This window comes from Streptomyces sp. CC53, from assembly GCF_001865245.1.
GTDB lineage: Bacteria > Actinomycetota > Actinomycetes > Streptomycetales > Streptomycetaceae > Streptomyces.
Genome location: NZ_MKXB01000155.1, coordinates 12,169 through 38,368 on the forward strand (window position 1 = coordinate 12,169; position 26,200 = coordinate 38,368).

General features: G+C 75.9%; 24 protein-coding genes. 13 read left to right on the forward strand and 11 right to left on the reverse strand.

The window, feature by feature from the left end:
- Positions 1 to 38: 38 nt before the first annotated feature.
- Both BJP40_RS17590 and BJP40_RS17595 read right to left on the reverse strand, forming a co-directional pair.
- The gene (locus BJP40_RS17590; protein WP_071281190.1) at positions 39 to 1,214 is read right to left on the reverse strand and encodes an aromatic amino acid transaminase; all 1,176 of its coding nucleotides are present in this window, start codon (positions 1,212 to 1,214) and stop codon (positions 39 to 41) included.
- Positions 1,207 to 2,340, reverse strand: a complete 1,134-nt coding sequence (locus tag BJP40_RS17595; RefSeq protein WP_226962364.1) for an EamA family transporter — start codon at positions 2,338 to 2,340, stop codon at positions 1,207 to 1,209. The genes BJP40_RS17590 and BJP40_RS17595 overlap by 8 nt, the downstream gene beginning before the upstream one ends.
- 205 nt (positions 2,341 to 2,545) lie before the next feature.
- On the opposite strand from BJP40_RS17595, the gene BJP40_RS17600 reads away from it, so the two are divergent.
- The 5 genes from BJP40_RS17600 to BJP40_RS17620 all read left to right on the forward strand — a co-directional run bounded on the left by BJP40_RS17600 (position 2,546) and on the right by BJP40_RS17620 (position 8,782).
- Positions 2,546 to 3,013 carry an Lrp/AsnC family transcriptional regulator gene (locus tag BJP40_RS17600; protein ID WP_071269054.1) on the forward strand — a complete coding sequence of 156 codons (468 nt, stop codon included), beginning with the start codon at positions 2,546 to 2,548 and terminating at the stop codon, positions 3,011 to 3,013.
- Positions 3,014 to 3,553: 540 nt separating this feature from the next.
- Entirely contained in the window at positions 3,554 to 4,387 is an 834-nt protein-coding gene (locus tag BJP40_RS17605; RefSeq protein WP_071269053.1) for a M55 family metallopeptidase, read from the forward strand.
- Complete coding sequence (locus BJP40_RS17610; RefSeq protein ID WP_079171266.1) at positions 4,380 to 5,795, forward strand: M20/M25/M40 family metallo-hydrolase; 1,416 nt, start codon at positions 4,380 to 4,382, stop codon at positions 5,793 to 5,795. Before BJP40_RS17605 ends, BJP40_RS17610 begins: the two co-directional genes overlap by 8 nt.
- 54 nt (positions 5,796 to 5,849) lie before the next feature.
- Entirely contained in the window at positions 5,850 to 7,841 is a 1,992-nt protein-coding gene (locus BJP40_RS17615; protein WP_071281191.1) for a prolyl oligopeptidase family serine peptidase, read from the forward strand.
- A complete protein-coding gene (locus BJP40_RS17620; RefSeq protein ID WP_071281192.1) occupies positions 7,838 to 8,782 on the forward strand; it encodes an LD-carboxypeptidase in 945 nt (314 codons plus the stop codon). The genes BJP40_RS17615 and BJP40_RS17620 overlap by 4 nt, the downstream gene beginning before the upstream one ends.
- Before the next feature lie 374 nt (positions 8,783 to 9,156).
- Here BJP40_RS17620 and BJP40_RS17625 read toward each other — a convergent pair whose 3' ends face one another.
- Together BJP40_RS17625 and BJP40_RS17630 are read right to left on the reverse strand one after the other, a co-directional pair.
- Entirely contained in the window at positions 9,157 to 10,236 is a 1,080-nt protein-coding gene (locus BJP40_RS17625; protein WP_071281193.1) for an adenosine deaminase, read from the reverse strand.
- Between the two features lie 276 nt (positions 10,237 to 10,512).
- On the reverse strand, positions 10,513 to 11,250 hold the full coding sequence (locus tag BJP40_RS17630) for a GntR family transcriptional regulator (protein ID WP_226962363.1): 738 nt from the start codon (positions 11,248 to 11,250) through the stop codon (positions 10,513 to 10,515).
- Positions 11,251 to 11,461: 211 nt separating this feature from the next.
- On the opposite strand from BJP40_RS17630, the gene BJP40_RS17635 reads away from it, so the two are divergent.
- Positions 11,462 to 12,928: an MFS transporter gene (locus tag BJP40_RS17635; protein ID WP_071281194.1), complete on the forward strand. Its 1,467-nt coding sequence runs from the start codon at positions 11,462 to 11,464 to the stop codon at positions 12,926 to 12,928.
- Positions 12,929 to 12,974: 46 nt separating this feature from the next.
- On the opposite strand, the gene BJP40_RS17640 is transcribed toward BJP40_RS17635, so the two are convergent.
- A complete protein-coding gene (locus BJP40_RS17640) occupies positions 12,975 to 13,328 on the reverse strand; it encodes a VOC family protein (RefSeq protein WP_071281195.1) in 354 nt (117 codons plus the stop codon).
- 117 nt (positions 13,329 to 13,445) lie between these two features.
- Entirely contained in the window at positions 13,446 to 14,285 is an 840-nt protein-coding gene (locus BJP40_RS17645) for a methyltransferase domain-containing protein (protein ID WP_226962362.1), read from the reverse strand.
- A gap of 153 nt (positions 14,286 to 14,438) precedes the next feature.
- Here BJP40_RS17645 and BJP40_RS17650 point away from each other — a divergent pair, with 153 nt between their 5' ends.
- The 3 genes from BJP40_RS17650 to BJP40_RS17660 all read left to right on the forward strand — a co-directional run bounded on the left by BJP40_RS17650 (position 14,439) and on the right by BJP40_RS17660 (position 18,106).
- Positions 14,439 to 14,822, forward strand: coding sequence for a hypothetical protein (locus BJP40_RS17650; RefSeq protein ID WP_071281196.1), 384 nt, complete (start codon positions 14,439 to 14,441; stop codon positions 14,820 to 14,822).
- 75 nt (positions 14,823 to 14,897) lie between these two features.
- The gene (locus BJP40_RS17655; RefSeq protein ID WP_071281197.1) at positions 14,898 to 16,250 is read left to right on the forward strand and encodes an NAD(P)/FAD-dependent oxidoreductase; all 1,353 of its coding nucleotides are present in this window, start codon (positions 14,898 to 14,900) and stop codon (positions 16,248 to 16,250) included.
- A gap of 5 nt (positions 16,251 to 16,255) precedes the next feature.
- Positions 16,256 to 18,106 carry a transketolase gene (locus tag BJP40_RS17660; protein WP_071281198.1) on the forward strand — a complete coding sequence of 617 codons (1,851 nt, stop codon included), beginning with the start codon at positions 16,256 to 16,258 and terminating at the stop codon, positions 18,104 to 18,106.
- Positions 18,107 to 18,200: 94 nt separating this feature from the next.
- On the opposite strand, the gene BJP40_RS17665 is transcribed toward BJP40_RS17660, so the two are convergent.
- Both BJP40_RS17665 and BJP40_RS17675 read right to left on the reverse strand, forming a co-directional pair.
- Positions 18,201 to 18,368 (reverse strand): hydrophobic protein, encoded by a 168-nt coding sequence (locus tag BJP40_RS17665; RefSeq protein WP_071281199.1) that lies wholly within the window; start codon positions 18,366 to 18,368, stop codon positions 18,201 to 18,203.
- A gap of 626 nt (positions 18,369 to 18,994) precedes the next feature.
- Positions 18,995 to 20,158 carry a Vms1/Ankzf1 family peptidyl-tRNA hydrolase gene (locus tag BJP40_RS17675; RefSeq protein WP_071281201.1) on the reverse strand — a complete coding sequence of 388 codons (1,164 nt, stop codon included), beginning with the start codon at positions 20,156 to 20,158 and terminating at the stop codon, positions 18,995 to 18,997.
- 144 nt (positions 20,159 to 20,302) lie between these two features.
- Between BJP40_RS17675 and BJP40_RS17680 the strand changes: the two genes are divergently transcribed.
- Entirely contained in the window at positions 20,303 to 20,878 is a 576-nt protein-coding gene (locus BJP40_RS17680) for a TIGR03086 family metal-binding protein (RefSeq protein WP_071281202.1), read from the forward strand.
- A 682-nt stretch (positions 20,879 to 21,560) separates the two neighbouring features.
- Here BJP40_RS17680 and BJP40_RS17685 read toward each other — a convergent pair.
- Genes BJP40_RS17685 through BJP40_RS17695 form a run of 3 tightly spaced genes read right to left on the reverse strand, consistent with a single transcriptional unit; the run spans position 21,561 to position 22,969 of the window.
- Positions 21,561 to 22,115 carry a type 1 glutamine amidotransferase domain-containing protein gene (locus BJP40_RS17685; RefSeq protein WP_071281203.1) on the reverse strand — a complete coding sequence of 185 codons (555 nt, stop codon included), beginning with the start codon at positions 22,113 to 22,115 and terminating at the stop codon, positions 21,561 to 21,563.
- Positions 22,116 to 22,130: 15 nt separating this feature from the next.
- Positions 22,131 to 22,559 (reverse strand): CBS domain-containing protein, encoded by a 429-nt coding sequence (locus BJP40_RS17690; protein WP_071281204.1) that lies wholly within the window; start codon positions 22,557 to 22,559, stop codon positions 22,131 to 22,133.
- A 44-nt stretch (positions 22,560 to 22,603) separates the two neighbouring features.
- Positions 22,604 to 22,969 (reverse strand): DUF2795 domain-containing protein, encoded by a 366-nt coding sequence (locus BJP40_RS17695; protein ID WP_071272881.1) that lies wholly within the window; start codon positions 22,967 to 22,969, stop codon positions 22,604 to 22,606.
- A 194-nt stretch (positions 22,970 to 23,163) separates the two neighbouring features.
- Here BJP40_RS17695 and BJP40_RS17700 point away from each other — a divergent pair, with 194 nt between their 5' ends.
- From BJP40_RS17700 to BJP40_RS17710, 3 genes are all read left to right on the forward strand, one after another.
- Positions 23,164 to 23,397 (forward strand): hypothetical protein, encoded by a 234-nt coding sequence (locus tag BJP40_RS17700; RefSeq protein ID WP_071281205.1) that lies wholly within the window; start codon positions 23,164 to 23,166, stop codon positions 23,395 to 23,397.
- 333 nt (positions 23,398 to 23,730) lie between these two features.
- Positions 23,731 to 24,522: an RNA polymerase sigma factor SigF gene (locus tag BJP40_RS17705; RefSeq protein ID WP_071272887.1), complete on the forward strand. Its 792-nt coding sequence runs from the start codon at positions 23,731 to 23,733 to the stop codon at positions 24,520 to 24,522.
- Positions 24,523 to 24,631: 109 nt separating this feature from the next.
- Entirely contained in the window at positions 24,632 to 26,011 is a 1,380-nt protein-coding gene (locus tag BJP40_RS17710) for an aminotransferase class I/II-fold pyridoxal phosphate-dependent enzyme (RefSeq protein WP_107416805.1), read from the forward strand.
- The last annotated feature ends 189 nt before the right edge of the window (positions 26,012 to 26,200 follow it).

The window sequence follows — 26,200 nt, forward strand, 5'->3', positions numbered from 1 at the left end:
GCCTCCCCGGGGGCGGCCCGCCGGCCCGGCGGGAGCGCTCAGACGCCGACCGGCTCCAGCACCGCCACGATCCCGCGCGCCAGCTGCGGCACGCGGTCCGCGGGGAGGCCCGCGATGTTGATCCGCCCCGATGCGGTGCCGTAGACCGCGTGGTCGCGGCGGAGCGCCGCCATCTGCGCGGGGCCCAGCGGCAGCCCCGCGAACATGCCCTTCTGCCGGGCCAGGGGCGCGGCGGCGGCGCCGTGGCCCAGCGCCTCCAGCGCGGCCACCAGCGCGGCGCGGTTCGCCGCGATCCGGGACCGCATCCCGTCCAGCTCGGACCGCCACGAGGCACGCAGCGCCGGGTCCTGGAGGATGGTCGCCACGATCGCGGCGCCGTGCTCGGGCGGCATCGAGTACAGGGTCCGGGCCGCGTTCTGCAGCGCCGTCTCCACGTGCCGCAGGGCCGAGGGGGACGAGCCCAGCACGATCGCGCAGCCCGTGCGGTCCGCGTACAGGCCGAAGTTCTTCGAGCAGCTCACGGCCACCAGCAGTTCCGGCAGCCGCTCCGCCAGCATCCGCACCGCCCACAGGTCGGCCTCCAGGCCGTCGCCCAGGCCGTGGTAGGCGAGGTCCACGAACGGCACCCAGCCCGCGCGCGCCGCCAGGGCCGCCAGCGCCTCCCACTGCTCCCGCGTCGGGTCGACGCCCGTGGGGTTGTGGCAGCAGCCCTGGATCAGCACGACGTCGTCGCGGCCCGCCAGGGCAAGGTCGGCGAGCAGGCCGTCGGGGTCGGTCCACCGGTACGGGCGCACGGCGAGGCCCGCGGCCTCCAGGATCGGCCGGTGGTTCACGTAGGCGGGGTCGCTCACCCACACCGTCGTCCCGGGGCGGGTCTGCCGCACCAGGTCGGCGAGGAGCCGCAGCGCACCGGTGCCCGCCACGGTCTGCACCGCGGTGGACCGGGCGACGAGCGCCTCGCCGCCGAGGACGGTCGCCTGCATCGCCCGGTTGAAGGCCGTGTTCCCGGACAGCCCCCGGTACTCCTTCGACGCGGAGCGCTCCGCGAGCCGTATCTCGGCGTCGCGCACGGCCTCCATCACCGGTGTGACGCCGGACTGGTCGCGGTAGACGCCGAGGACCAGGTTCAGCCGCTCCGGGCGCGGGTCGGCGCCGTACTCGGCCGTCAGGTCCCACAGCGGGTCGGCGGGCGGGGCGGGCAGCAGCTCAAGCATCGCGGGAGACCTCCGGGACGACGGTACGGGCGGGCGGGTCGGTACGGGAGGGGCCGGCGGCGTCCGCGCGGGCGGAGGCCAGCGGGGCACGGGTCGCGTCACCGTGCGGGGCCGGGGCGGCCGCGCCGACGGGCACCGAGGGCGGATCGTCCGTTCCCGTGCGGGCCCCGGACGGTGCCGTGCCGCCCGCGCCGGCGGGCGTACCGGACGCGGTCGGGCCGTCCTCGGCGGAGCGGACGCGGGGGACCCGGTTGGCGAGGACGACCCCCGCCGTGATCAGCGGCACGCCGACCAGCACGGCGACGGTCGGCCGCTCGCCCAGCAGCGGGATCGCCAGCAGCACCACGGCCACCGGGCTGAGGCTGCCGACGACGGAGGCACGCTCGGCGCCCAGCCGGCGGATCGCGAACGCGTACAGCAGCCCGGCGCACAGCCCCACGCCCAGTCCCTGCACCACCAGGAACAGCGCGATGTCGGCGCCCGCCGCGTGCGCCAGCCCCGTGGGCAGCACCCCGGCCGCCACGAGCAGGCCGATCACCGCGAACGACGGCAGGCACAGCAGGCCGATCGACCCCACCGGGTCGAGGTCCACCTCGCGCAGCCCCACCGTGTACAGCGCCCACAGGCCGCTCGCCACCAGCAGCGTCCCGGAGCCGAGCATCACGTCCGCGTCGAACGGCACCGCGTACCGCGACACCAGGGCCACGACGCCCGCGGCGATCAGCAGCAGCCCCGCCGACTGCGTGCCGCGGGGCAGGCCCCGCCCCCGCGCCACCATCAGCGCGGACACGAACAGCGGGACCATGCCCGGCACGATCGCCCCGACGAACGAGGCGGACGTGAGGGAGCCGCCGAACATCGCGGCGAGGAAGAACGGCACCCCCGCACCGCACACGATCTTCGCCGCGGGGCCGGGCCGCACCGCCGCGAGGGCGCGCCTGCGCCGCCACAGCGCGGGCGCCAGCACCACCAGCGGCACCCCGAAGCGCAGCAGCGCCGCGTCGGCCGGCAGCAGCGTCGACGCGGCCAGCGCTCGCGCGCTCAGCGCGAACGCCGCCCAGATCGACACGGTCAGCAGCAGCGCCGCCAGGCCCACCGCCTGCGGCGACGGTCGCACGCGGGTCACGCGAGCCCCCCGCCCGGCGACGACCGGCGTCGCCGTATCCGTCGCGACCACACGACCTCCCTACGATCCGGTCATCCGCCCACCACACCGCGGGCGCCGCAAGACTAGGGCTTACGCCGAGGCAGCCGATTGCTTGTTCTGCTTCCCGAGCCTATGTTTGGGGCAGGATCTGCCAAGAATCCGTAGGGAACGGCCGGGAGGGCCCATGGACGACACCGATCTGCAGATTATCCGCGAACTGCAGGCCGACGGGCGGCTCTCCAACCAGGACCTCGCCGACCGCGTCCGGCTCTCGCCCTCGCCGTGCCTGCGCCGGGTCCGCCGACTGGAGGACGCCGGCCTCATCCGCGGCTACACGGCGATGGTCGACCAGGTCGCCTTCGGACTGCCCATCACGGTCTTCGTCCGCATCCGCCTGGAGCGGCACACCGCCGAGGCCGTCGCCGTCTTCGAGGAGCACGTCGGCCTCATCGAGCACATCCAGGACTGCTACCTGATGGCCGGGAGCAGCGACTACCTGCTGCGCATCGTCATCGAGAGCCTGGAGGCGTACGAGCACCTCGTGCGCCACCGCATCCACGCCATCCCCGGCATCGCGTCCATCGAGTCGAGCTTCGCCTTCGGCAGCGTCAAGCAGACCCGCACCTACCCGCGGCCGAAGCCCTCCCGCTGAGCCCGCGCGGCACGGCCCGGCTGCCCCCGCGGTGCCCGGCCGTACCCGGGGTCTTCTCAGTGAGCCTGCGCGGTACGGCCCGGCCGCCCCCGCGGTGCCCGGACGGCACACCAGGTTCTTCCTCCTGAGCCTGCGCGGCACCGCCCGGCCGCTCCCGCCGCGCCCGCCCGGCACCGAAGCCCCGCCGCCGCGCCTCCGCGGCACCCGGGTCTCCCGCCGCGCCTGCCGGCGACCCCACCCTCCCCCGGGTCTCCGCGACGCGGAACCCTCCCTCGGGCCTCCGTCCCACCGAAGCCCTCCTCCCGCGTCACCCTCGCCCACTCCGAGCCGTCGCACCCGACCGGGCACGGCCCGGGGCCCTCCCGTGCGCCCCGGTACCGCCGGGCCGCCGCGCTCCTCAAGGGCTCCGCGACCCGCGGCGGGCGGCCGGGCGGGCCGCCCCGCTCCCGCAGCCGAGGGCCGCACGCCCCGCCGCCGCTGACGCGCCGTCGGCGCGGCGGCAGCCTGGTACGGCCACCGGCCACCCCGTAACGTGTGGGCATGAAGATCCTCGTCAGCGCCGACATGGAGGGCGCCACCGGCGTCACCTGGCCCGCGGACGTCCTGCCCGGCACGCCCCAGTGGGAGCGCTGCCGCGCCCTGTTCACCTCCGACGTCAACGCGGCCGTCCTCGGCTTCTTCGACGGAGGCGCCGACGAGGTCCTCGTCAACGAGGCACACTGGACCATGCGCAACCTGCTGCTGGAGCGCCTCGACGAGCGCGCCCAGATGCTGACCGGCCGCCACAAGGCGCTCTCCATGGTGGAGGGCGTGCAGCGCGGCGACGTCGACGGCGTCGCGTTCGTCGGCTACCACACGGGCGCCGGGAGCGAGGGCGTCCTCGCCCACACCTACCTCGCCAACTCCATCACGGGCGTCTGGCTCAACGGCAGCCGCGCCAGCGAGGGGTACCTGAACGCGCACGTCGTCGCCGAGCACGGGGTTCCGGTCGTCCTCGTCACCGGCGACGACCTGACCTGCCGTGACGCGGACGGCTACGCCCCGCGGGCGCGCAAGGTCGCCGTGAAGGACCACGTGTCGCGGTACGCCGCGGTGTGCCGCACGCCCGCCCGCACCGCCGCGGACATCCGTGCCGCGGCGAAGGACGCGACGCGTCTCGCCGTACGGTACGAACCGGTGCCGGGCGGCCCGTACACCGTGGAAGTGGAGTTCGACGCCGAACACCTCGCCGCCGCCGCCACCGTCGTGCCCGGCGTGGCCGTCGGGGGCGAGCGCCGCGTCGCCTACACCAGCACGACGATGTACGAGGCCATCCGCACCTTCAAGGCCGTCACCACGATCGTCTCGGCAGCAGTGGAGGAGCAGTATGGCTGAGCCCGTCACCGGGGGTCCGCACGCGCCCGGACCGGCCGCACGGGGAGCGCACGCACCCGGCGGGGACCCGCGGGCAGCGGACGTGCCCGGTCCGGACGCGCAGGCGTTCGACGAGGTCGTCGCGTTCACCTCGGACCTGATCCGCATCGACACCACCAACCGCGGCGGCGGCGACTGTCGCGAGCGGCCCGCCGCCGAGTACGTCGCCGAGCGCCTCGCGGCCGCCGGACTCGACCCCGTCCTGCTGGAACGCACCCCGGGCCGCACGAACGTCGTCGCCCGCATCCCCGGCACCGACCCCTCCGCCGACGCCCTCCTCGTCCACGGCCACCTCGACGTCGTGCCCGCCGAGCCCGCCGACTGGAGCGTGCACCCCTTCTCCGGAGAGGTCCGCGACGGGGAGGTGTGGGGCCGCGGCGCGGTCGACATGAAGAACATGGACGCCATGGTCCTCGCCGTCGTCCGCGACTGGGCCCGCCGCGGCATCCGCCCCCGCCGCGACATCGTCCTCGCCTACACCGCCGACGAGGAGGACAGCGCCGCCGACGGCGCCGGCTTCCTCGCCGACCGGCACGCCGGGCTGTTCGAGGGCTGCACCGAGGGCATCAGCGAGTCCGGCGCGTACACCGTCCACGCCGACCCGCACCTCGCCGTCTATCCGATCGGCGCCGGCGAGCGCGGCACCGCCTGGCTGCGGCTCACCGCCCGGGGCCGGGCCGGGCACGGCTCCAAGGTCAACCGGGAGAACGCCGTCAGCCGGCTCGCCGCGGCCGTCGCCCGCATCGGCGACCACGCCTGGCCCGTACGGCTCACCCCCACCGTCCGCGCCGCCCTCACCGAACTCGCCGCGCTCCACGGCATCGAGCCCCCGGACCTCGACGACCCCGCCGTCGACGTCGACCTGCTGGTCGGCAAGCTCGGTGCGGCCGCCCCCCTCGTGGAGGCCACCCTCCGCAACAGCGCCAACCCGACCATGCTCGACGCCGGCTACAAGGTCAACGTCATCCCCGGCACCGCCGGCGCCCACGTCGACGGGCGCATGCTGCCCGGCGCCGAGGACGAGTTCGCCGCCACCCTCGACGAGCTCACCGGACCCGACGTCGACTGGGAGTTCGTGCACCGCGAGATCCCCCTGCAGGCGCCCGTCGACGGTCCCACCTACGCCAAGCTGCGGGCCGCCCTCGAACGGTTCGACCCGGACGCCCACGTCGTGCCGTTCTGCATCTCCGGCGGCACCGACGCCAAGCAGTTCGCCCGCCTGGGCATCACCGGCTACGGCTTCACCCCGCTGAAGCTGCCCTACGGATTCGACTACCAGGCGCTGTTCCACGGGGTGGACGAACGCGTCCCGGTCGACGCCCTGCACTTCGGCGTCCGCGTCCTCGACCACTACCTCCAGTCCGCCTGACCACCGCCCGACCCACCGACCAACCGACCGCGCAACCCACAGGGGGAGTCGTCCATGGTGCCCACGGGGGCCTACGGAACCTGGCCGTCACCGATCGGCGCGAGCCTCGCCGCCGCCCACGGCGGACATCCCGAGTTCGTCGGCGTCGTCGGCGACGAGGTGTGGTGGACGGCGCCCCGCCCCGCCGAGGACGGCCGCCGCACCCTTGTCCGCCGCACCGCGGACGGCACCGAGCACACCGTGCTGCCCGCGCCGTGGAACGTCCGCAGCCGCGTCGTCGAGTACGGCGGCCGCCCCTGGACCGGCACCGCCCGGCAGGACGGCGCAGGGCCCCTCGTGGTGTTCAGCCACTTCCCCGACCAGCGGCTCTACGCGTACGCACCCGACGGCGACGCCCCGCCCCGCCCCCTCACCCCCGTCTCGCACACCGGCGGCGGACTGCGCTGGGCCGACCCCGTCCTGCACCCCGCCGGCCGGGAGGTGTGGTGCGTCCTGGAGGAGCACACCGGCACCGGGCCCGGCGACGTGCGCCGCGTCATCGCTGCCGTGCCGCTCGACGGCTCCGCCGCGCACGACCGGTCCGCGATACGGGAACTCACCGACGACCGGCACCGGTTCACCACCGGGCCGAGGCTCTCCCCGGACGGGCGGCACGCCGCCTGGCTCGCCTGGGACCACCCGCTCATGCCGTGGGACGGCACCCTGCTGATGACCGGCGACGTCCCCGCCGACGGTGGGCCTTTCACCGGCGTGCGCCCCGTCGCCGGGGCCGTCGACGAATCCGTCTGCCAGGTCGAGTGGGCCCCCGACGGCTCCCTCCTCTACGCCTCCGACCGCGGCGGCTGGTGGGAGCTCCACCGCCTGCCGCCCGGCGGCACCGGAGCGGTGCCCCTCTGCCCGGGCCGCGAGGAGGAGTTCGGCGGCCCGCTGTGGCGCGTCGGCCTCACCTGGTTCACCCCCCTGGACAGCGGGCTCGTCGCCGTCGTCCACGGCCGCGGCGCCACCGCGCTCGGCATCCTCGACCCCGAGACCGGCGAACTCGTCGACGCCGCCGGGCCGTGGACAGCCTGGGAAGCCACCCTCGCCGCCCACGGCAGCCGCGTCGTCGGCGTCGCCGCCAGCCCGCGCAGCGCCTACGAGGTCGTGGAGCTCGACACCGGCACGGGCCGCGCCCGCGTCATCGGCTCGCCCCACGAGGACCCCGTCGACCCCGCGTACTACCCGGAACCCCAGATCCGCACCTTCACCGGGCCCGACAACCGCGACGTCCACGCGCACATCTACCCCCCGCACAACCCCGACCGCGTCGCCCCCGACGACGAACTCCCGCCGTACGTCGTGTGGGTGCACGGCGGCCCCACCAGCCACGCCCCCCTCGTCCTCGACCTGGAGATCGCCTACTTCACCTCCCGCGGCATCGGCGTCGCCGAGGTCAACTACGGCGGCTCCACCGGCTACGGCCGCGCCTACCGCGAGCGGCTGCGCGAGCAGTGGGGCGTCGTCGACGTCGAGGACTGCGCCACCGTCGCGGAGGCCCTCGCCGCCGAAGGCACCGCCGACCCCGCCCGCCTCGCCGTCCGCGGCGGCAGCGCCGGAGGCTGGACCGCCGCCGCGTCCCTCGCCACGACCCGCGTCTACGCCTGCGGCACCATCAAGTACCCCGTGATCGACCTCGCCGGCTGGAGCGAAGGCGAGACCCACGACTTCGAGTCGCACTACCTCGACTCCCTCGTCGGCCCCCGCGCCGAGGTGCCCGCACGCTACCGCGACCGCTCGCCCCTCACCCACGCCGACCGGATCGCCGCGCCCTTCCTGCTCCTCCAGGGACTCGACGACGTCATCTGCCGGCCCAGCCAGGCCGAGCGCCTCCTCGCCGCGGTCGCGGGGCGCGGTGTCCCCCACGCCTACCTCGCCTTCGAGGGCGAGGGCCACGGCTTCCGCCGCGCCGACACCGTCGCCCGCGCCCTGGAAGCCGAACTGTCCCTGTACGTCCAGACGTTCGGCGTCCACCGGACGGACGTGCCGCTGCTGGAGCTGAAGAAGTGACCCCTGCCGAGCCGCTCGCCCCCCTCACCCGCCCCGCCCGGCTACGGCCCGGCGCCCGCGTCGCCGTCGTCTCCCCCAGCGGGCCCGTCGCCGAGGAGCGGCTGCAGACCGGCCTCGACATCCTGCGCGGCTGGGACCTCGACGCCACCGCCCTGCCGCACGCCGTGGACCGCCACCCCTGGGCGCGGTACCTGGCGGGCGCCGACGAGGACCGGGCCCGCGACTTCCAGGCGGCGTGGTGCGACCCGGACGTCGACGCGGTGATCTGCGCCCGCGGCGGCTACGGCGCCCAGCGGATCGTCGAACTGCTCGACTGGGACGCGATGCGTGCCGCCGGGCCCAAGGTCTTCGTCGGCTTCAGCGACGCCACCGCCCTCCACGAGGCGTTCGCCCTGCGCCTCGGGATCGCCACCCTGCACGGGCCGATGACCGGCGCGGTCGGCTTCCTCAAGGACGCGGACACCCAGGCGTCCCTGCGGTCCGCGCTGCTCGACCCGGAGTCCGTACGGGTACTGGGCGGGCCGGCCGCGTGTCCCCTGGTCCCGGGGCGCGCCCGGGGCGTCACCGTGGGCGGCTGCCTCTCCCTGCTGACCGCCGGCCTCGGCACCCCCGACGGGCGCACCGCGCTGCGGGGCGGACTGCTGCTGCTGGAGGACGTGGGGGAGGAGCCGTACCGCGTCGACCGCATGCTCACCCAGCTCGGCCGCGCCGGGCTGCTGGCGGGTCTGGCGGGCGTCGCCCTCGGCTCCTGGGAGGACTGCGGGCCGTACGCGGAGCTGCGTCCGGTGCTGCTCGACCGGCTCGGCGGACTCGGTGTGCCCGTCGTGGAACACCTGGGCTTCGGCCACGGCAGCCCGGCGCTGACGGTTCCGCTCGGCGTGGCGGCGGAGCTGGACGCCGACGCGGGCACCCTGACGCTGGAGCGGGGCGCCCTGCGCTGAGGCGCGACCCAAGCACCCGGCGGCGGGGAGTGCTGCGCTGCCGGACTGAGCGGACCGCTGCGTGCCGGCCACTTCCGGGGCCGCGTCGAAGGCGACGGCCGGACGGTGGTCTGCGTGCGGGGGCGTTCCGCTCGACTGCCCCGCACCGGGCGGAGGTCTGGGACCGGCTGCGGGTCATGAGGACCGTGATGCGCCGAGACCTCGGGGTGGGCGGTGTGGGCTCTGCGACGGACGACGTGTCGGATCGCCTCCCCGTCCAGCCGACCGCTCCGCGCAGCCGGCGCTGAGTGGTCCCGGTGCCCGCGGAGTCCTGCGGGCACCGGGACCGCCGGGGCCACGGCGCCCGGCGGGCGCTCCGGGTGAGCGGCGCTGTGTCAGCGTCCCGAGCGGAGCGCCGCGTATCCGGGACGGACGATCTCCTCGATGATCCGCTGCCGCTCCGGCAGCGGCAGGAACGCGGCCTCCACGGCGGCGACCGTGAACTCCTCGAACACCTCGGGGCCGTACCCGAAGGCGTCGACCATGTGCTGGAACTCCGCGCTCATCGTGGTGCCCGACACCAGGCGGTTGTCGGTGTTCAGGGTGATGCGGAAGCCGAGGCGGCGCAGCTCGTCGATCGGGTGCGAGGCGTAGTCCTTCGCGGCGCCCGTCTGGAGGTTGGAGGTCGGGCAGACCTCCAGGGCGATCCGGTTGTCACGGACGTACGCGGCCAGGTGCCCCAGCGTGCCGTCCTCGGCGATGTCGTCGGTGATCCGGACCCCGTGCCCGATCCGCTCGGCACCGCAGACCTGCACGGCCTCGTGGACGGACTCGGCGCCCACGGCCTCGCCCGCGTGGATCGTGAAGTGGCAGTTGTGCCTCTTGAGGTGCTGGAAGGCCGGCAGGTGGCGGGCCGGCGGGTTGCCGATCTCGCCGCCCGCGATGTCGAAGCCCGCGACCCCGCGGTCGCGGTGGGCGACGGTGAGCTCGGCTATCTCCAGGGACCGGTCGGTGTGGCGCATGCCGGTGAGCAGGGCGCGGACCGTGATCCGCCCGCCCGTGCGCCGCTCGCCCTCGCGGAGCCCCTCGTTCACCGCGTCGACGACCTCGTCCAGGCTCAGACCGGCCGCCTGGTGCTGCTCCGGCGCGTAGCGCACCTCGGCGTACACGACGCCGTCGGCGGCCAGGTCCTCGGCGCACTCAGCGGCCACGCGGTACAGGGCGTCGCGGGTCTGCATCACGGCGCAGGTGTGCGCGAAGGTCTCCAGGTAACGCTCCAGCGACCCGGAGTCCGCGGCGTCACGGAACCACGTGCCCAGCGCGGCCGGGTCCTCGGTGGGCAGTCCGGTGTACCCGCAGTCCCGGGCCAGCTCGATGATCGTGGCGGGGCGCAGGCCGCCGTCGAGGTGGTCGTGCAGCACGGCCTTGGGGGCGCGGCGGATCCAGTCGGCGGCAAGGTTGTCAGACAAGTCCATGCGGGGAGTGTAGGGCAAGTGGCGCGGACCCCGTCCGGCACCGGGCGCCACCCGCTGCCGCCGCCCTCACGCCGCCCGCCCGCGCGGTCTGCGCGCCCGCGCCGCCCGGGCCGACGGCCACGGCGCCGCCCGTCCCGCCTGCCTGCACCACCTGTGCGGCCCGCCGCCCGGGCGGCCTGTGCCGCCCGCCGCCTCGCCCGCCCGCCGCACGCGCCGATGTCACGCCGCCCGGTCCGGTCCGCGGCCCCCGCCCTCCCGGCGCCGCACGCGGCCGGGTCAGCCCGACTGGAGGACCGGCAGGGCCGGGGCGCCGGTGGGCAGCATGTGCTTGGCGGCCAGCACCGGTGTCTCACCGGCCCGTACCACCTGGGTGACCAGCACCGCGGGCGTCTCCGCGGCCCGTCCCAGCTGCTGCCCCCGCCGCTGGCCCAGCAGCGTCGCCGTCACCGCGCAGTGGCCCGTCAGCGGCACGTCCCGGGACGCCCCGGAGAGCACGGCGAGCATCGACCCGCGGGGCGCCGCCGAGAGGGCCGCCGCGAACGCCGGGTGCGCCTGCGCCAGCACGGCGTCCGGAGCCGCCCACTCCTGGCTCAGCACGCCCGCCGTCCCCTCCGCCACCAGCAGCGACTCCCAGAACCGCAGCTCGGCCCCGGCCGGTGCCAGCAGGTGCTGGGTGGTGAAGTCCGTCGGCTCCTCCACCGTCCGCAGCAGGGCGCGGACCGCCAGGGGCGCGCCCTGGGCCAGCAGCTCCTCCAGGGGCCGCAGGTGCTCGAAGCCGCGCCGCGGCGGGCGGTCGTTGACGGTGCGGCCCACCCCGCGCCGTACGGTCAGCAGGCCGTCCTCCTGGAGCAGCAGCAGCGCCTCCCGCAGGGCCGGGCGGCTCACCCCCAGCTCGGCGGCGAGCCGGGGCTCGGACGGCAGGGTCGAACCGGGCGGGTACACACCGGCGTGGATGGCGTCCGCGATCCGCTCGTACAGGACCACGACCGGTCGCCGCCGCTCCGCACTGACCACCGCTGCTCCTCCTCGGCTCACTTGTCGGCAGGACATGCGCACCGTAGTCGGCGCCCCCCGGTGCGGCAATCCGCTCCCGAGCGCGGCGGCTTGCGGCGGGGCCGGAGGTCCCTTGACGTTTTACGCGCGTAGATCGGAGAGTGGTGCCGGGCTACTTGTCTGACAAGTGGCCGCGCAGTAAGCGTTCGACATCCAAGGCAAAGGGGCCGACATGTCCACCACGTCCGCCCGGACCCGTCCGTCCGGGGCACGATCCGATCTCGCGGGGCGCGGCCCCCTGCTGCTCGCACTGGTCATGGCCGTGCTCGGCTACCAGATCAACGCGACGATGCTGAGCCCCGCGCTCCCGGACGTCATCGAGCGCCTGGGCACCACCACCGGAGCGGCGGGGCTGTCGCAGACCCTGTTCTTCCTCATGGCGGCCATCGGACAGGTCACCCTGGCCCGGCTGAGCGACCAGCGCGGCCGCAAGCCGATGATGCTGGTCTGCGCGGGCGTGCTCATCGCCGGCAACCTGCTGTGCGTGTTCGCCCCGAACATCGAGGTCTTCATCGCGGGCCGGGTCCTGCAGGGCGTCTCCGCCGCGATGTTCACCCTCGCCTTCCTCACCCTCAACCAGATGCTGACCCCGGCCGGGTTCGGCAAGGCGGCCGGCATCATCACCGCCGTCAACGGCGGCCTCGCCGGCGTCGACGCCGTCGCGGGCGGCCAGATCGCCGACACCATCGGCTTCCGCGGCATCTTCGTCTGCTCCACCGTGATCGCCGTCCTCGGCCTCCTGGGCATCCGCCACCACGTGCCGGACCTCCCGCCCACCACCGACCCCGGGGCCCGCTTCGACGCGCGCGGCATCACCGCCCTCGCCCTCGGCCTCACCGGCGTCCTCGTCGGCCTCGCCCAGGGCGCCACCTGGGGCTGGACCTCGCCGCTCACCCTGGGCTTCCTGCTGGGCGGCCTCGCCGCGCTGGGCTTCTTCGTGGTCTCGCAGCGCACCGCCCCGAACCCGGTCATCGACCTCGACGTGCTCGCCTCGCGGCGCGCCTGGCCGCTGCTCCTCACGACCGTCTGCACCCTCGGCGGTGCCTTCGGGGCCGTGGCCCTCACCATCCCGCTGTTCTCCCAGGACGCCCGGGTGGGCCTCGGGCTGTCCGCGGTGACGTCCGCGCTGCTGTTCCTCACCCCGATCCAGCTCATCGGCGTCGTCTCGGCCCCGCTCACCGGGCGTCTCGGCCCGCGCATCGGCTGGCGGAGGATCGTGGTCGCCGGTGCCGCCGCCAACTTCGTGATCTTCGCCGTGGCGACGGTCTTCCTGCACAGTGAGTGGATCCTCGTGGCCGCCCTGGCCGCGCTCGGCGTGACGTACGGCGGTTTCATGCTCACCGGCCTCAACGGACTGGCCGTCACGACCGCGCCGAAGGACAAGCCCGGCTCGCTGTCCGGGCTCAACGGCGCCTGCTTCGGCATCGGCGCGTCCCTCGGCATCGCCCTCGCCTCCGCGATGATCACCGCGGGCAGCGACGCCCAGGGCGTCACCGAGGCCGGCTACCGCAACGCCATGACTGTCGCGCTCGTGCTGCTCGGCGTCGGCGTCGTCAGCTCGCTGCTCATCCGGCGCCCCGAGGCGGAAGAGGGTGCCGGGCAGGACGACGGCCGGCCGCTCGTCGTCGCCCACCACTGAGCCGGACGGGCGCCGGGGCGGCTCCTCGCCCCGGCGCCCCGGCGCCTCACGCGGACGGCCGCCGGTCCGCGTACTCGAACACCGCGCCGTCCGGGTGCACCGCGATCAGGTTGCGGCCCACCGGCGTCGCCACCGGTCCCGCGAGCACCCGGGCCCCGCCCTCGGTCAGCGCCTTGTGCGCCGCGTCCACATCGTCCACCGCGATGGTCGCCGCCACCCTCCGCAGCACCTCGATCTCCACCTCGGGCCCGCTCATCAGCAGGAAGCAGCCGACGGCCGCCACGCGGACGCCACCGCGTTCGAACCGCAGGGCCTCGCTGCCGGTGAGCCCCTCGTAGAAGGCCACCGAGGGGTCAAGGTCGTCGACGTAGATGCGCAGTGTGGTGCCGAGGATCTCCATGCCGCCACAGGGTAGTTGGGGCCGCTCGGCCGTGGCAGGGCGCCTCACGGGCCGGACGCGCCGCCCTCGGCCCCGCCGGCGCCGGTCGCACGGGTCCCGCGCCGGGGGCCGTGGACCCTATGCCCGGCACAGGAGTTCGCCGTGCGGCACCAGGAACCAGCCGTCCGCGCTGCGCCCCCACTCCCGCCACCCCTCGGCGACCGCCGCGAGCTCCTCCGGCGTCGCGTGGCCGCCGTCCACCGCCAGCCGCGCGTACGCCGACCGCGTCGTGCGGTCCGCCCACAGCCCGCTCCACCAGGCGCGCTCCTCCGGGGTGGCGTAGCACCACGCGGAACCGCCCGGGGCGATGTCCGTGAAGCCCGCCGCCCGGGCCCACGACAGCAGCCGTCGGCCCGCGTCCGGTTCGCCGCCGCCGGACCTGGCCACCCGCCGGTACAGCGCCCGCCAGGTGTCCAGCGCCGGCACCTCGGGGAACCACGTGAAGCCCGCGTAGTCGCTGTCGCGCACGGCGACGATCCCGCCGGGGCGGCACACCCGGCGCATCTCCCGCAGCGCGCCCACCGGGTCGCCCACGTGCTGGAGCACCTGGTGGGCGTGCACCACGTCGAACGAGTCGTCGGGGAAGCCCAGCCCGGCCACGTCCGCCACGGCGAAGCGGACGTTGTCCAGACCGCGTTCCGCGCTCTCCGCGCGCGCCTGCGTGAGGACTCCCGCGGCCGTGTCCACCCCCGTCACCCGGCCGCCGGGCGCGACGAGCGCGGCCAGGTCCGCCGTGATCGTGCCGGGACCGCACCCCACGTCCAGGACGTCGAGCCCGGCGCGCAGTTCGCCCAGCAGGTACGCCGCGGAGTTCCCGGCCGTGCGCCACCGGTGCGACCGCAGGACCGACTCGTGGTGGCCGTGCGTGTAGACGGCGTCCGTCATCGCCCGCCCCTTCCCGTCGTTGCCGACGCTCATGCCGGTGCCCCGCAGCGGCGCAGCCGGCCCCTGCGGCCACCGTACGCCTCATGGTCACATCATGAGACTGGCGTCTCTTCATTCGGACAGGCGTCCTGTCCGGCGCCGTGATACCCGCGTTATCCGCGGGCGCCCCCGGGTACCCGCGGCCCCATGGAGAACAAGTCCTCGCCCTCCCGCGCCCCGCTGCGGGTGTCGGCGGCGGCGCTCGGCGGCGCCCTCGTCGCCGTGGCCGTCGCGCTGATGCGCCGGCGTGCCGCCGCCAAGGCGACGGGCGGCCCCGACGGGCACCCGCCCACCCGCCCCGGGCCGGGGCCCGTACCGGTGGGTGCGCCCCTCGAAACGGACGGGGCCGACGACGGCGACGAGGTGCACGTCGTCGCCCCGGGCACCCCGCCCGCCGAGCCGTCGCCGCCGGCCCGCCCCGGCTCCGGCACCCCGCGTGAGGAACCGCCGCCGGTCACCCCCGCGCCCGACGCGCCGCCCGCGGCCCCCCAGTCGCCGGCCGACCCGGAAGGGCCGCACCACCGCGCCTGAGCACGGGGCCCACAGGAGCACCTCTGCCGTGCCGCCCGGCCCCCCGTCAACCACCCGTCCGTCACCGGAGGTCCAGTGACCAGTCCGACGCGGCGCAGGCCGCGCATCGTGATCGTCGGAGCCGGATTCGCCGGCTACCACACCGCCCGGGAGGTCTCCCGCCGACTGCGCGGCCGCGTCGAGACCGTCCTGCTGAACCCCACCGACTACTTCCTCTACCTGCCGCTGCTGCCCCAGGTCGCCGCCGGCGTCCTCGAACCGCGCCGCGTCACCGTCTCGCTGCCCGGCACGCTGCGCCACGTGCGGCTCGTCCTCGGCCAGGCCGAACGCGTGGACCTCGACGCGCGCACCGTCCACTGCACCGACCCCGAAGGCACCCCCCGCGCCCTGCGCTACGACCGGCTCGTCCTCGCCGCCGGCAGCGTCAGCAAACTGCTGCCCGTCCCCGGGGTCGCCGAGCACGCCACCGGCTTCCGCGGCCTGCCCGAGGCGCTGTACCTGCGCGACCACATCACCCGGCAGATCGAGCTCGCCGCCACCGAGAGCGACCCGGCCGCGGCCGCGGCACGCTGCACCTTCGTGGTCGTCGGCGCCGGATACACCGGCACCGAGGTCGCCGCCCACGGAGCCATGTTCACCGACGCGCTCGTACGCTCCCAGCCCGGCCGCCCCGGCGGCCTGAACCCGCGCTGGATCCTCGTCGACGTCGCCGACAGCGTCCTCCCCGGGCTCGACGAACGCCTCTCCGCCACCGCCGACCGCGTCCTGCGCGAGCGCGGCGTGGAGATCCGCACCGGCACCTCCGTGCAGGAGTCCACCGCCGACGGGGTACGGCTCTCCGACGGCGACTTCCTGCCGACGCGGAGCCTCGTCTGGTGCGTCGGCGTCCGCCCCGACCCCCTCGTCGCCGGCCTCGGCCTGCCCCTGGAACAGGGCCGCCTCGTCGTCACCCCCGAGCTGTCCGTACCCGGCCGCCCCGAGGTCTTCGCCTGCGGCGACGCCGCCGCCGTCCCCGACCTCACCCACCCCGGCGCGCTGACGGCCATGACCGCGCAGCACGCCTCCCGGCAGGGCAGGACCGCCGCCCGCAACGTCGCCGCCTCCCTCGGCGTCGGGACGGCTGCCCCCTACCGGCACGACTCCCTCGGCTTCGCCGTCGACCTCGGCGGGGTCAAGGCCGCCGCCAACCCGCTCGGCGTACCGCTGTCGGGACCGGTCGCCGGAGCCGTCACCCGCGGCTACCACCTGGCCGCCATGCCCGGGAACCGGGTCCGGGTCGCCGCCGACTGGCTCCTCGACGCCGCGCTGCGCCGCCAGGCGGTCCAGCTCGGCCTGGTCAGCTCCTGGCAGGTCCCCCTCGACACCGACGCACCCGAGCTGGCCCGCACCCCCGGCGGCAGCGGCGGCACCGGCACCAGGAAGGACTGACACCCATGCCGTACGAGGAACTCGCCGAGCTCGCCCAGCAGCTGCGGGCCGACGCGGTCCGCGCCGCCGACGCGGCCGGCTCCGGACATCCCACCTCCGCCATGTCCGCCGCGGACCTCGCGGCGGTGCTCCTCGCCCGACACCTCCGCTACGACTTCGACCGCCCCGACCACCCCGGCAACGACCGGCTGGTCCTCTCCAAGGGCCACGCCTCGCCCCTGCTGTACGCGATGTACCACGCGGCCGGCGCCGTCGACGAGGAAGAACTGCTCGGCTACCGCACCCTCGGCAGCCGCCTCGAAGGCCACCCCACCCCCCGCCTGCCCTGGGTGGACGTCGCCACCGGCTCCCTCGGCCAGGGACTGCCCGTGGCCGTCGGCATGGCCATCGCGGGACAGCGCCTCGACCGCATCCCGTACCAGGTGTACGTCCTGTCCGGCGACAGCGAGATGGCCGAAGGGTCGGTGTGGGAGGCCGTCGAGCACGCCGCCGACAGCCACCTCGACAACCTCACCCTCATCGTCGACGTGAACCGCCTCGGCCAGCGCGGCCCCACCCGCCACGGCCACGACCTCGACGCCTACGCCCGGCGGCTGCACGCCTTCGGCTGGCACGTCGCCGAGATCGACGGCCACGACCTCCAGGCGGTCGACGCGGCCCTTGCGGAGGCCCGCAGCACCACCCGGCAGCCCACGGCCATCCTCGCCCGCACCCGCAAGGGGCGCGGGGTCGCCGCGGTCGAGGACCGCGAGGGCAAGCACGGCAAACCGCTGCCCGACGCCGAGGACGCCCTCGCCGAACTCGGCGGCGTCCGCCGCGCCCGGGTCGCCGTCCAGCGGCCGCCCGAGCTGTCCGAGCCGGTCACCGCCGACGAGCGGCGGGACCCCGACCTGCCGCGCTACGACCCCGGCGACAGCGTCGCGACCCGCAACGCCTACGGCGAGGCCCTCGCCGCCGTCGGATCGGCCCGCCCCGGGGTCGTCGCCCTGGACGCCGAGGTGAGCGACTCCACCCGCGCCGAGTTCTTCGCCAAGGCCCACCCCGAGCGCTTCGTCGAGTGCTACATCGCCGAGCAGCAGCTCGTGGCGGCGGCCGTCGGCCTCGCCGCCCGCGGCTACGTCCCGTACGCGTCGACGTTCGCCGCCTTCCTCACCCGCGCCCACGACTTCCTCCGGATGGCCGCCGTCAGCCGCGCCGGCATCAACGTGTGCGGTTCCCACGCCGGTGTCTCCATCGGTCCGGACGGCCCCTCCCAGATGGGCCTGGAGGACCTTGCCATGATGCGGTCGGTGCACGGCAGCACCGTCCTCTACCCGTGCGACGCCAATCAGACCGCCCGGCTCACCGCCGCCCTGGCGGACCTCGACGGCGTCCGGTACCTGCGCACCACGCGCGGCGCCACGCCCGGCCTCTACGGCCCCGACGAGGAGTTCCCCGTCGGCGGCAGCAAGGTGCTGCGCCGCCACGACCACGACCAGGTCACCGTCGTGGCCGCGGGCATCACCGTCCACGAGGCGCTGAAGGCGGCGGACCGGCTGGAGGCCGAGGACGGCATCCGGGCCCGGGTCATCGACCTGTACTCGGTCAAGCCCGTCGACGCGGCCACCCTCAACGACGCCGCCGGCCAGACCGGCTGTGTCCTCACGGTGGAGGACCACCACCCCGAGGGGGGCCTCGGCGACGCCGTCGCCGAGGTGTTCGCCGACGGCCGTCAGGCTCCCCGCACGGCCCGCCTCGCCGTCCGCACCATGCCGGCCTCCGCCACCCCCGAGGAGCAGCTCCACGCGGCCGGCATCGACGCGGACGCCATCGCATCGGCGGTGCGGCTGCTGGTGGAGCGGATCGTCGCGCACTGAGGCGCGGCGGCCCGCACCCCGCCGCGCCGCCCGCGCACACAGAACGGGCCGCCCCGGACCTCACCGGTCCGGGGCGGCCCGTTGCCGCGCGGTCCTACCAGCGGTACCAGCGCGAGCGACCGCCCCCGGAAGAGTTCGTGAGGAAGAAGCCGAGCAGCCAGATGACCAGCACCGCCACGGCGATCCACCACAGGACCTCCCAGGCGAAACCGACACCGAAGAGGATCAGGATCAGGAGCAGAACAAGCAGAAGGGGAACCATGATGCACCTCCTCCTCTCGGGTGCCCGGTCGCCGCCGCCGTAAGCAGCAGGGGCGCCGGGGGCCGGGCGGCGGGCACGCCGTCGCCGCCGGCCCACAGCCGGAGGCCCGTCCGGAAGGACGCCCCGTGCCGTGCGGCCGTCTTCCGGTGCGCCGCTGACCCCACAGGTGCCCTGCCCCGGCCCTGACGGGCGCCGGGACAGCCGCCGCGCCCCGCGCGGTCCCGCGGCGGCGCACGGGCACGACCCCGTACACCGCGTCCGACCCCGCACACCGCGTCCGCGGTGCACGGCGGACGTCCCGGTGAGGCAGCCGACGGCGGACGTCCCGGCGGATGCAGGGATACGGCGGCTCGGCGCCGCCGCCGCGGAACGGGCCGCCAGGCCGGCCCCGCGCAGGGCCCGGGCCATCGCCGCGACCGCGGGCCGGCGGCAGACGGGCGACCGGACGGTGGCCGGGCCCGGGACGGGCCGCACGCGGACGAGGGAGATTCCGGATGCCGCATGAGGGCCTGCCGCAGGAGCCCGGGCGCGCACCTGGCGGCACCCCGGGCCGCACAGCGGACGTCCCGGTGACACGGCCCCGGGAGGGCGGCGTCACCGGGACGTTCCCCGGCAGGGCCGGCGGCTCACATCGTCGCGGCCTCGGTCTCCTTCTCGCTGTACGGCCACCGCAGCAGCGCCCCGAGCCCGCCGACCGGCAGATCGTCCTCCAGCTCGGGCCGCACCCGCAGCACCTCGGCCCCGGCGCTCACCGCGGCCCGCAGCAGCGCGTCGTCGGCCCGCGCCGGCACCGGCTCGGTGTCGCCCAGGTACTGACTCTCCGAGCGGCGCACGGCCACCTGGTCGGGTTCGGCGCCCACCCAGACCTGGCGGTGCGCGTCCGGGCCCTCACTGCGGATGAGGAGCTCCATGATCCGGTGCTCCCGGGCGGCCTCCACCAGCGCCGGCAGCCCCTCGGCCGCCGCCGCCCCGGCGGCCTTTCCGCCCTCCGGGGCCCGCACGGACCGGAACCGGTCCAGCTCGGCCTCCTCGTTGTGGCGCAGGAGCCGCTGCCGCGCCTCCTGAACGTCCTCGTCCAGCCGCACCCGGGAGGCGCCGGCGCCGCGTCCGCCGTGCTCGGTCTCCACCGTCACCGACCGGCACTCGCCGGGCAGCCGGTCGAACACCGAGCGCCGCTCCCGCGGATCGCCCGCGAGGACGACCAGGTCCGCGCCGGTGTCCGCCACGCACTCGGCGATGGCGTCGGCGACCTCGGCGGCGTTCTGTTCCCAGGTGTTCTCCACCCCGAGCTGCCAGTGCCGCACGGACCAGGTGTTCTGCGAGGTGCGGTGGATCGGCCACTCACGGCCGGTCACCGTGCGCAGTCGCATCTCCCCGATCGCGGAGCGCAACTCCAGGTCCGCACCGGTCCGGTCGATGTACGCCACGAGACAGACAGGCTCCCGTGCGGCCAGGTCGAGCAGCGGGCCGACACGGGGCAGCGACGACCAGTACACCTGCGCCGGCGCGGACGGCCGTACCGACAGGGAAGGGTCGAGGACGACCCGGCCGTGCGACGCGAACACCGCACGCCCGGCTTCACCCGGCGGGCGGGGCCAGGACGCCAGCGCCTCGTGCACGGCCTGCACGGTCGCCTCGTCGGCGCCCTGCGCGGCCAGGTCGTCGCAGGCGTTGCGCGCCTGGAGCTCCATGCGCCAGCGCGCGGACTCGTCCATCCGCGACGTGTCGAGATACACGCTGGCCCAGGGGCCCGGACGGTCGTACAGACTGGTCAGATAGGCGAGCTGCATGGCTCCCTCCCGTCAGGCGGGTCGTGTCCGTCGCCCACGGGTACCCGTGCGGCCGCTGTGCACACTGCCGGTCTGCTGTCGCGTGCGGACCGGGCCGGACGCACAGTGGAACTGCCCGCCCCCTAGCTCCGGAGGTGACGCCGGATGTCCGGCAGCCCGCTCCTCGCCCGCCACGCGGAAGCCCTCGACCTGTTCTCCTCGCACGTCCACGCCATCAGGGACGACCAGTGGGACGCCCCCACGCCGTGCACCGAGTGGACGGTCCGGGACCTGGTGAACCACCTCACGGGCGAACAGCTCTGGGTCGTGCCGCTGGTCAGGGACGGCAACACGATCGCCGAGATCGGCGACGCCTACGACGGCGACCTCCTCGGACAGGACCCGGTGGCGACGTGGGACGCGTCCGAGGCGGCCGCCCGGGAGGTCCTGAGGGAGCCGGGAGCCCTGGACCGCACGGTGCACCTGTCGTACGGCGACGTGCCCGCCGCGGCGTACTGCGCGCAGATGACGGCGGACGCCGTCGTCCACGCCTGGGACCTGGCCCGCGGCATCGGCGCTGACGACACGATCCCGGAGCCGCTCGTCGACTTCGCGCTGCAGGAGTACGGCCCGCACGTCGAGGACTTCGCCGGCAGCGGTCTGTTCGCGCCCGCGCTCCCCGTGCCGTCCGACGCAGACGCCCAGACGAAGCTCCTCGCCCTGCTGGGCCGCGCGGCCTGACCGGCGGCGCCGTCCGACCCGCCCGGGCCGGGAACGGCGCGGGTTCCGCCGGCAGCGGCCGGGTCATCACCTGACAGTGGGGCAGCCGGCGCCCCGAGCGCGGGTGTCCTGCCCGCGGGGCCGCACTCCGGGGCCGCCCGACCGGCCGGCGGACGGCGCCCGGCGGAGGACGGCCGACGGGCGCGGCGGGGGAGGGCGCGTGTGGGCCGGAGGACGCCGAGCGGAGGACGGCCGGGTCCGCCGGATCGCGGCTGGTCACCACGCCCCTCGATCCCCCGGCGGCAGCGGTGCCCGCCCGCCCCCACGGATCCTGGCGCCGCTGCGGCGAAGTACGCCCCGGCCTGGGGCGAGGCCCCGCAGCGCCGCGCCTCCGCCGTCCTATGGGGAGGCCCGGGTCCGGCGACCGCCGCCCTGTGGGGAGCCCCGCGCCGCGCCTCCTCCGCCCCCTCGAAGCCGCGCCGCGGGTCCGGATCCCCTGCGCCGCGCATGCCCCGCCGTCCCGCTGCGGCGCCCGCTGGTGCCCGTGTTGCGTGGGCGCGCGGGGCAGACCGGGCACCCGCCGTGAGGCTTCCGCTGCCGTCCGGTGCCGCGGGGGCAGGGCCGGGTCGTGCGGGCGGCCCGCCCGCACGACGAAAGGACCCGCCGCGGGTGCCGCGGCGGGTCCTCGGGCGTCAGCGCGCGTTCAGGCGGCCCGCGCCGGGCGCTCGGCGTGGAACTCGGACAGGAACGTGGCGCAGAAGGCGTCCAGGTCCGCGGGCTTGCGGCTGGTCACCAGCCGGTTCGGGCCCGCGTGGCACACCTGCACCTGTTCGTCCACCCAGGTGCCGCCGGCGTTGCGGATGTCCGTCCGCAGGCTCGGCCAGGACGTCAGCTCCCGCCCGCGCACCACGTCGGCCTCCACCAGCGTCCACGGCGCGTGGCAGATGGCCGCGACCGGCTTCCCCGTGTCGAAGAAGGCCCGCACGAAGGCCACGGCCTGCTCGTCCATCCGCAGGAAGTCCGGGTTCGCCACCCCGCCCGGCAGCACCAGCCCGTCGTAGTCCCCGGCCGAGGTCTCGCCGACGGTCCGGTCGACGGGGAAGGTGTCCCCCTTGTCGAGGTGCTGGAATGCCTGGATCCGACCCGACTCCGTCGAGACCAGGACGGGTGTGTCACCGCCGTCGGCCACGGCCTGCCACGGTTCGGTGAGTTCGACCTGCTCGACGCCTTCGGGCGCCACCAGGAACGCGATACGCACGATGTTCCTCCTCCGTCAGTCCTGCTCGCTGTCGGGTGCCGCGCGGCTGATGTCCGCCAGCACGGACCCCGGTTCCTCCGTGACCGCCAGGTCGCCCAGGCTCACCACGCCCAGCGGCCGGCCGTCCGCCACCACGGGCAGCCGGCGCACGGCATGCCTCCGCATGAGCGCGGCGGCGGCCGGGACCGCGTCGTCGGGGGACACGCACACCGGGTCGGGGGTGCACACGGTGCGGGCGTCCACGGTCAGCGGATCGGCGCCCTCGGCCACGGCCCGCACGGTGATGTCGCGGTCCGTGAGGACCCCGACCAGCAGGTCCCCGTCAGCCACCAGCACGTCGCCGACGTCCTGGGTCCGCATCAGGCGGGCCGCCTCGACGAGCGAGGCGTCGGGGCGCACGACCGCCACGCCGGTGGTCATGACCTCTCTGACGAGCCGGGCCATGTCCGTCGGTCTCCTCCCTTCCCCCTGGGCTGCCTGCTCGGGCGTCACCCGCGGTGCAGGGCCTTCGCGACCTCCTGCACGCTGCGGTAGGTGTGGTCACCGGGCAGGCTCTCCACCCGCTCCCGCAGCGGGTCCGGTGCGTGCCGCTCGCGCAGGATGCGCAGCAGGTCGCCCCGGTGGGCGGGGAACGGTGTCCTGGCCAGATGCCTGGCGAGTTCCAGACGCAGCGCCTCGAACGTGTCGGACGGGACACGGCCACCCATCGCCAGCTCCGGGTCGTCGTCGGCCGTGGGCTCCGGGTCGTGCCACTCCTCCACGCGGGTCGGGTGGCCGGACCGCAGCAGCCCTTGGAGCTGGTGCTTCATCTCGTCGTCGTGATGGCGGCTGAGCCGATCGCTGCCTCGCTGCATGGCGCCCTCCACGGCGTCCGCGTGTGTCGGTCGCCGGGCGGGTACCCGGCGGCGGCGCCGTGAATCACGTGCGCTGCGGGCCTGCCCCGGGCGGTGCGGGCCCTGGTTTGAGTCAGGCGGCGCAGGGGACTCGCCGCTGCGGTTCCCGGCGGTTCGGCGCGGACCCGGAGGGGTTCAGACGGGAGGACGGCTCGATGGGTCTCATCTCCGTACTGTTTCCGTTTCTCCTGCCGCCCGCGATGCTGGGCGCGGTGATGGCGATGGCGCGTTACGAGGACCTGGTCCTGCCGTACCCGGAGCAGCCCCGCGACCCTGAGGACCCGCTGATCGACCCCGCCGCCCCGGACGACGCCCCGCCGCCCGTGCCGCTGCCGCTGGGTGAGGCCACGCCCCGCCGCGGACCGCGGGGCCAGGCCGACGCCGCGTAGCGCAGCGACACGCTCCGCATCACCCGGACAGCGGTACTCCCGCTCCTCGCCCGATTCCGCCCCGCGCCCCCTCCCACCTGCGGCTTCACCGCTCCGATGCCGGTGGGGGCCGAGCGCCGCGCACGTGCGGCAGGCCGCGGGGGCGATCCGGGCGGACAGTGGAACCAAGGCGTTTGCCACCGCGGACCCCGGGCAGGCGAACCTCGTGCTTCGGACCGGAGGCACGACCGGGAGAGCGGCCCGCCGCCCCGGACGTACGTGCCCGACACGGTCCCGTGGCGATCCCCGGGGTGACAGCCAACCATCAGCGCCGTTCGAGGAGCTGGACACACCATGCGAACCCTCGCCCCCACGAAGCATCCGCACGACGACGCACCCGACACGACCGAGGCGTTCCTGCGCCTGGCGACCCTGCCGCCGGGGCCCGAGCGGGACGCCGTGCGCCAGGACATCGTCCGCGCCTGGCTACCCATGGCGGACCGGCTCGCGGGCCGCTTCCGCAATCGCGGCGAGGCGCTGGAGGACCTGAGGCAGGTCGCCGCGCTCGGCCTCGTCAAGGCGGTCGACCGGTACGACCCCGAACGCGGGGCCGCCTTCGAGAGCTTCGCCGTGCCCACGATCACCGGTGAGATAAAGCGCCACTTCCGCGACCACATGTGGACCCTGCACGTGCCCCGCCGGGTCCAGGACCTCCGCGGGCGCGTGCGCATCGCCTACCAGGAGCTCTCCCACTCGGTGGGCGGCCGCACCCCGACCGTCGCCGAGATAGCCAAGAAGGCGGGGATGACGGAGGAGGAGGCCGTGGCCGGTCTCGAAGCCCTCGACAGTTTCACCGCGCTCTCCCTGGACGCCGAACTGCCGGGCACCGAGGACGGGTACACCCTCGTGGACGCGCTCGGCGGACCCGACCCGGCCCTGGACGTGGTGGTGGACCGCGAGTCGGTGAAGCCGCGGCTGCAGAGCCTGCCGGAGCGCGAGCAGCGGATCCTCTACATGCGGTTCTTCCGGGACATGACGCAGAGCAGCATCGCCGAGGACCTCGGCATCTCCCAGATGCACGTCAGCCGGCTGATAAGCCGCTGCTGCACCCGGCTCCGCGAGGACATCATGCGGGACGCCGCCTGACCCCCGGGCACGCGGCACACGATGCAGAACACCGCGCAAACGGCACAGCGTCCGTAACCTCCTTTGGAGGGCCGCGGACGGCGGGCCGGACCACGTGGAGGCGGCGCACATGCAGCACACCACCCCCGGACCCGTTGACCCCGCCGGACCGCCCGACCGGTCGGCGGGGTCCGCCGGTGCCCGGACGGCCGCCCCCGGGGGAGGACGGCCGCCGGCCCCCGCAGACCGCTCCCGCGCCGCGTCGGAGCGCCGGGAGCCCCCCGAGCGGTTCGGGCACGGCCAGGTGCGGTACGCCCCGGCGGACCCCGGCAGCGGCATGCCGGTGGCCGGCGAACTCGTCGCCGTGCTGGCCGCCGCGGCCGACCGCTCCGAACCCGAACCGCCAGGGGGCGGTGCCGTCCTGCGGGAGGCCGCCTGCGGCTACTGGTGGCGGCGCGGACTGCGCTGCCACCCCGAGGACCTGGTGGCGGCCCCGGGTGCGGGGCCGCTCCTCGCCGCCGTGCTCGCCGCCCACGGCGGGGACGTCCTGATGCCCCGGCCCTGCCCCCTCGGCTGGACCCCGCAGGCCAGGCTGCTCGGCCGCACCGCCTATCACGTGCCCACGCCCGCCGAGTGCGGCGGGGTCCCGGACTCCTACGCCCTCCTGGAGACCGTGCGGAGGGTGCGGGCCGAGGGCGGCCACCCGGCGGTGCTGCTGCTGTGCGTCGCCGACGATCCCACCGGCACGGTCGCCCCGCCCGAGCTGGTGCGCGAGGCGTGCGAGGCGGCGGTCGCGGAGGGCCTGCACATCGTGAGCGACGAGACGTGGCGCGACACCCTGCACCGGCCCCACACCACCGTGATGGTCAGCCCCGGGGAGATGTGCCCGGACGACGTGACCGTGCTCTGCGACCTGTCCGGCGCGGTCGCGCCCGCCTCCTGGCCGGCGGCAGTCGCCCGCTTTCCCGCGGGCGCCGCCGCGTCCGCCGCGTACCGGGCCCGCACCCTCGACGTGCTCACCGCCCTCGGCGCGCGCGTGCCCGGCCCGCTGGCCGCGGCCGTCGCCCACGCCCTCGACGAACCGGAGCCGGTGACCGCGCAGGCCGCGGCCGCGGCCGCCCTGCACGGCCGGCTGGCCGCCGCGGTGCACCGCACGGTGCAGGACGCCGGAGCCTTGGCACTGCCACCGGAGGCCGGCCGGCACCTGTACGCCGACCTCGACCCGCTGCGCGAACCCCTCACGGAGCGGGGGGTCACGGACTCCATCGCGCTGGAGGAGTACCTGAGCGAACGGCTCGGCACGCCGGTGCCCGGCGGTCACCGGTTCGGCGACGAACTGGGAGCCCTGCGCGTCCGCCTGGCGACCCTCCCGTTGCTCGGAAGGACCCCGGGGGAGCGCGCGGAGGCCGTGGCGGCCGACGACCCGCTGGACGTGCCGCACGTCGCCCGGGCCCTCGACCGTCTGACCGCCACGCTCCGCGACCTGCCCCCCGACGACCCGCGCCCGTGACGGCACGGTGCCGCCTGCCGTCGGCGAACCCGGCCGTACGCCCCGGGCCGTGGGCATTGCCTGTACGCCTCCGGGGCCGTGCGCGCCGGCCGTACGGCCCCGGGGGCGCGGGGTCCCGTACGGCCCCGGGCCGCGACAGGCACGCCCCGGTCCCGAGCACCGGGCGGGTCCCGGGCGCCGCGCGACGGC

Bases quoted from the DNA above. Each gene is read 5' to 3' on its own strand.
- BJP40_RS17705 (WP_071272887.1), top strand. From the start codon at position 23,731: ATGCGAACCCTCGCCCCCACGAAGCATCCGCACGACGACGCACCCGAC.
- BJP40_RS17680 (WP_071281202.1), top strand. From the start codon at position 20,303: ATGTCCGGCAGCCCGCTCCTCGCCCGCCACGCGGAAGCCCTCGACCTG.
- BJP40_RS17605 (WP_071269053.1), top strand. From the start codon at position 3,554: ATGAAGATCCTCGTCAGCGCCGACATGGAGGGCGCCACCGGCGTCACC.
- BJP40_RS17665 (WP_071281199.1), bottom strand. From the start codon at position 18,368: ATGGTTCCCCTTCTGCTTGTTCTGCTCCTGATCCTGATCCTCTTCGGT.
- BJP40_RS17590 (WP_071281190.1), bottom strand. From the start codon at position 1,214: ATGCTTGAGCTGCTGCCCGCCCCGCCCGCCGACCCGCTGTGGGACCTG.
- BJP40_RS17640 (WP_071281195.1), bottom strand. From the start codon at position 13,328: ATGGAGATCCTCGGCACCACACTGCGCATCTACGTCGACGACCTTGAC.
- BJP40_RS17700 (WP_071281205.1), top strand. From the start codon at position 23,164: ATGGGTCTCATCTCCGTACTGTTTCCGTTTCTCCTGCCGCCCGCGATG.
- BJP40_RS17690 (WP_071281204.1), bottom strand. From the start codon at position 22,559: ATGGCCCGGCTCGTCAGAGAGGTCATGACCACCGGCGTGGCGGTCGTG.
- BJP40_RS17645 (WP_226962362.1), bottom strand. From the start codon at position 14,285: ATGAGCGTCGGCAACGACGGGAAGGGGCGGGCGATGACGGACGCCGTC.
- BJP40_RS17695 (WP_071272881.1), bottom strand. From the start codon at position 22,969: ATGCAGCGAGGCAGCGATCGGCTCAGCCGCCATCACGACGACGAGATG.
- BJP40_RS17615 (WP_071281191.1), top strand. From the start codon at position 5,850: ATGGTGCCCACGGGGGCCTACGGAACCTGGCCGTCACCGATCGGCGCG.
- BJP40_RS17610 (WP_079171266.1), top strand. From the start codon at position 4,380: ATGGCTGAGCCCGTCACCGGGGGTCCGCACGCGCCCGGACCGGCCGCA.
- BJP40_RS17660 (WP_071281198.1), top strand. From the start codon at position 16,256: ATGCCGTACGAGGAACTCGCCGAGCTCGCCCAGCAGCTGCGGGCCGAC.
- BJP40_RS17625 (WP_071281193.1), bottom strand. From the start codon at position 10,236: ATGGACTTGTCTGACAACCTTGCCGCCGACTGGATCCGCCGCGCCCCC.
- BJP40_RS17675 (WP_071281201.1), bottom strand. From the start codon at position 20,158: ATGCAGCTCGCCTATCTGACCAGTCTGTACGACCGTCCGGGCCCCTGG.
- BJP40_RS17635 (WP_071281194.1), top strand. From the start codon at position 11,462: ATGTCCACCACGTCCGCCCGGACCCGTCCGTCCGGGGCACGATCCGAT.
- BJP40_RS17600 (WP_071269054.1), top strand. From the start codon at position 2,546: ATGGACGACACCGATCTGCAGATTATCCGCGAACTGCAGGCCGACGGG.
- BJP40_RS17710 (WP_107416805.1), top strand. From the start codon at position 24,632: ATGCAGCACACCACCCCCGGACCCGTTGACCCCGCCGGACCGCCCGAC.
- BJP40_RS17650 (WP_071281196.1), top strand. From the start codon at position 14,439: ATGGAGAACAAGTCCTCGCCCTCCCGCGCCCCGCTGCGGGTGTCGGCG.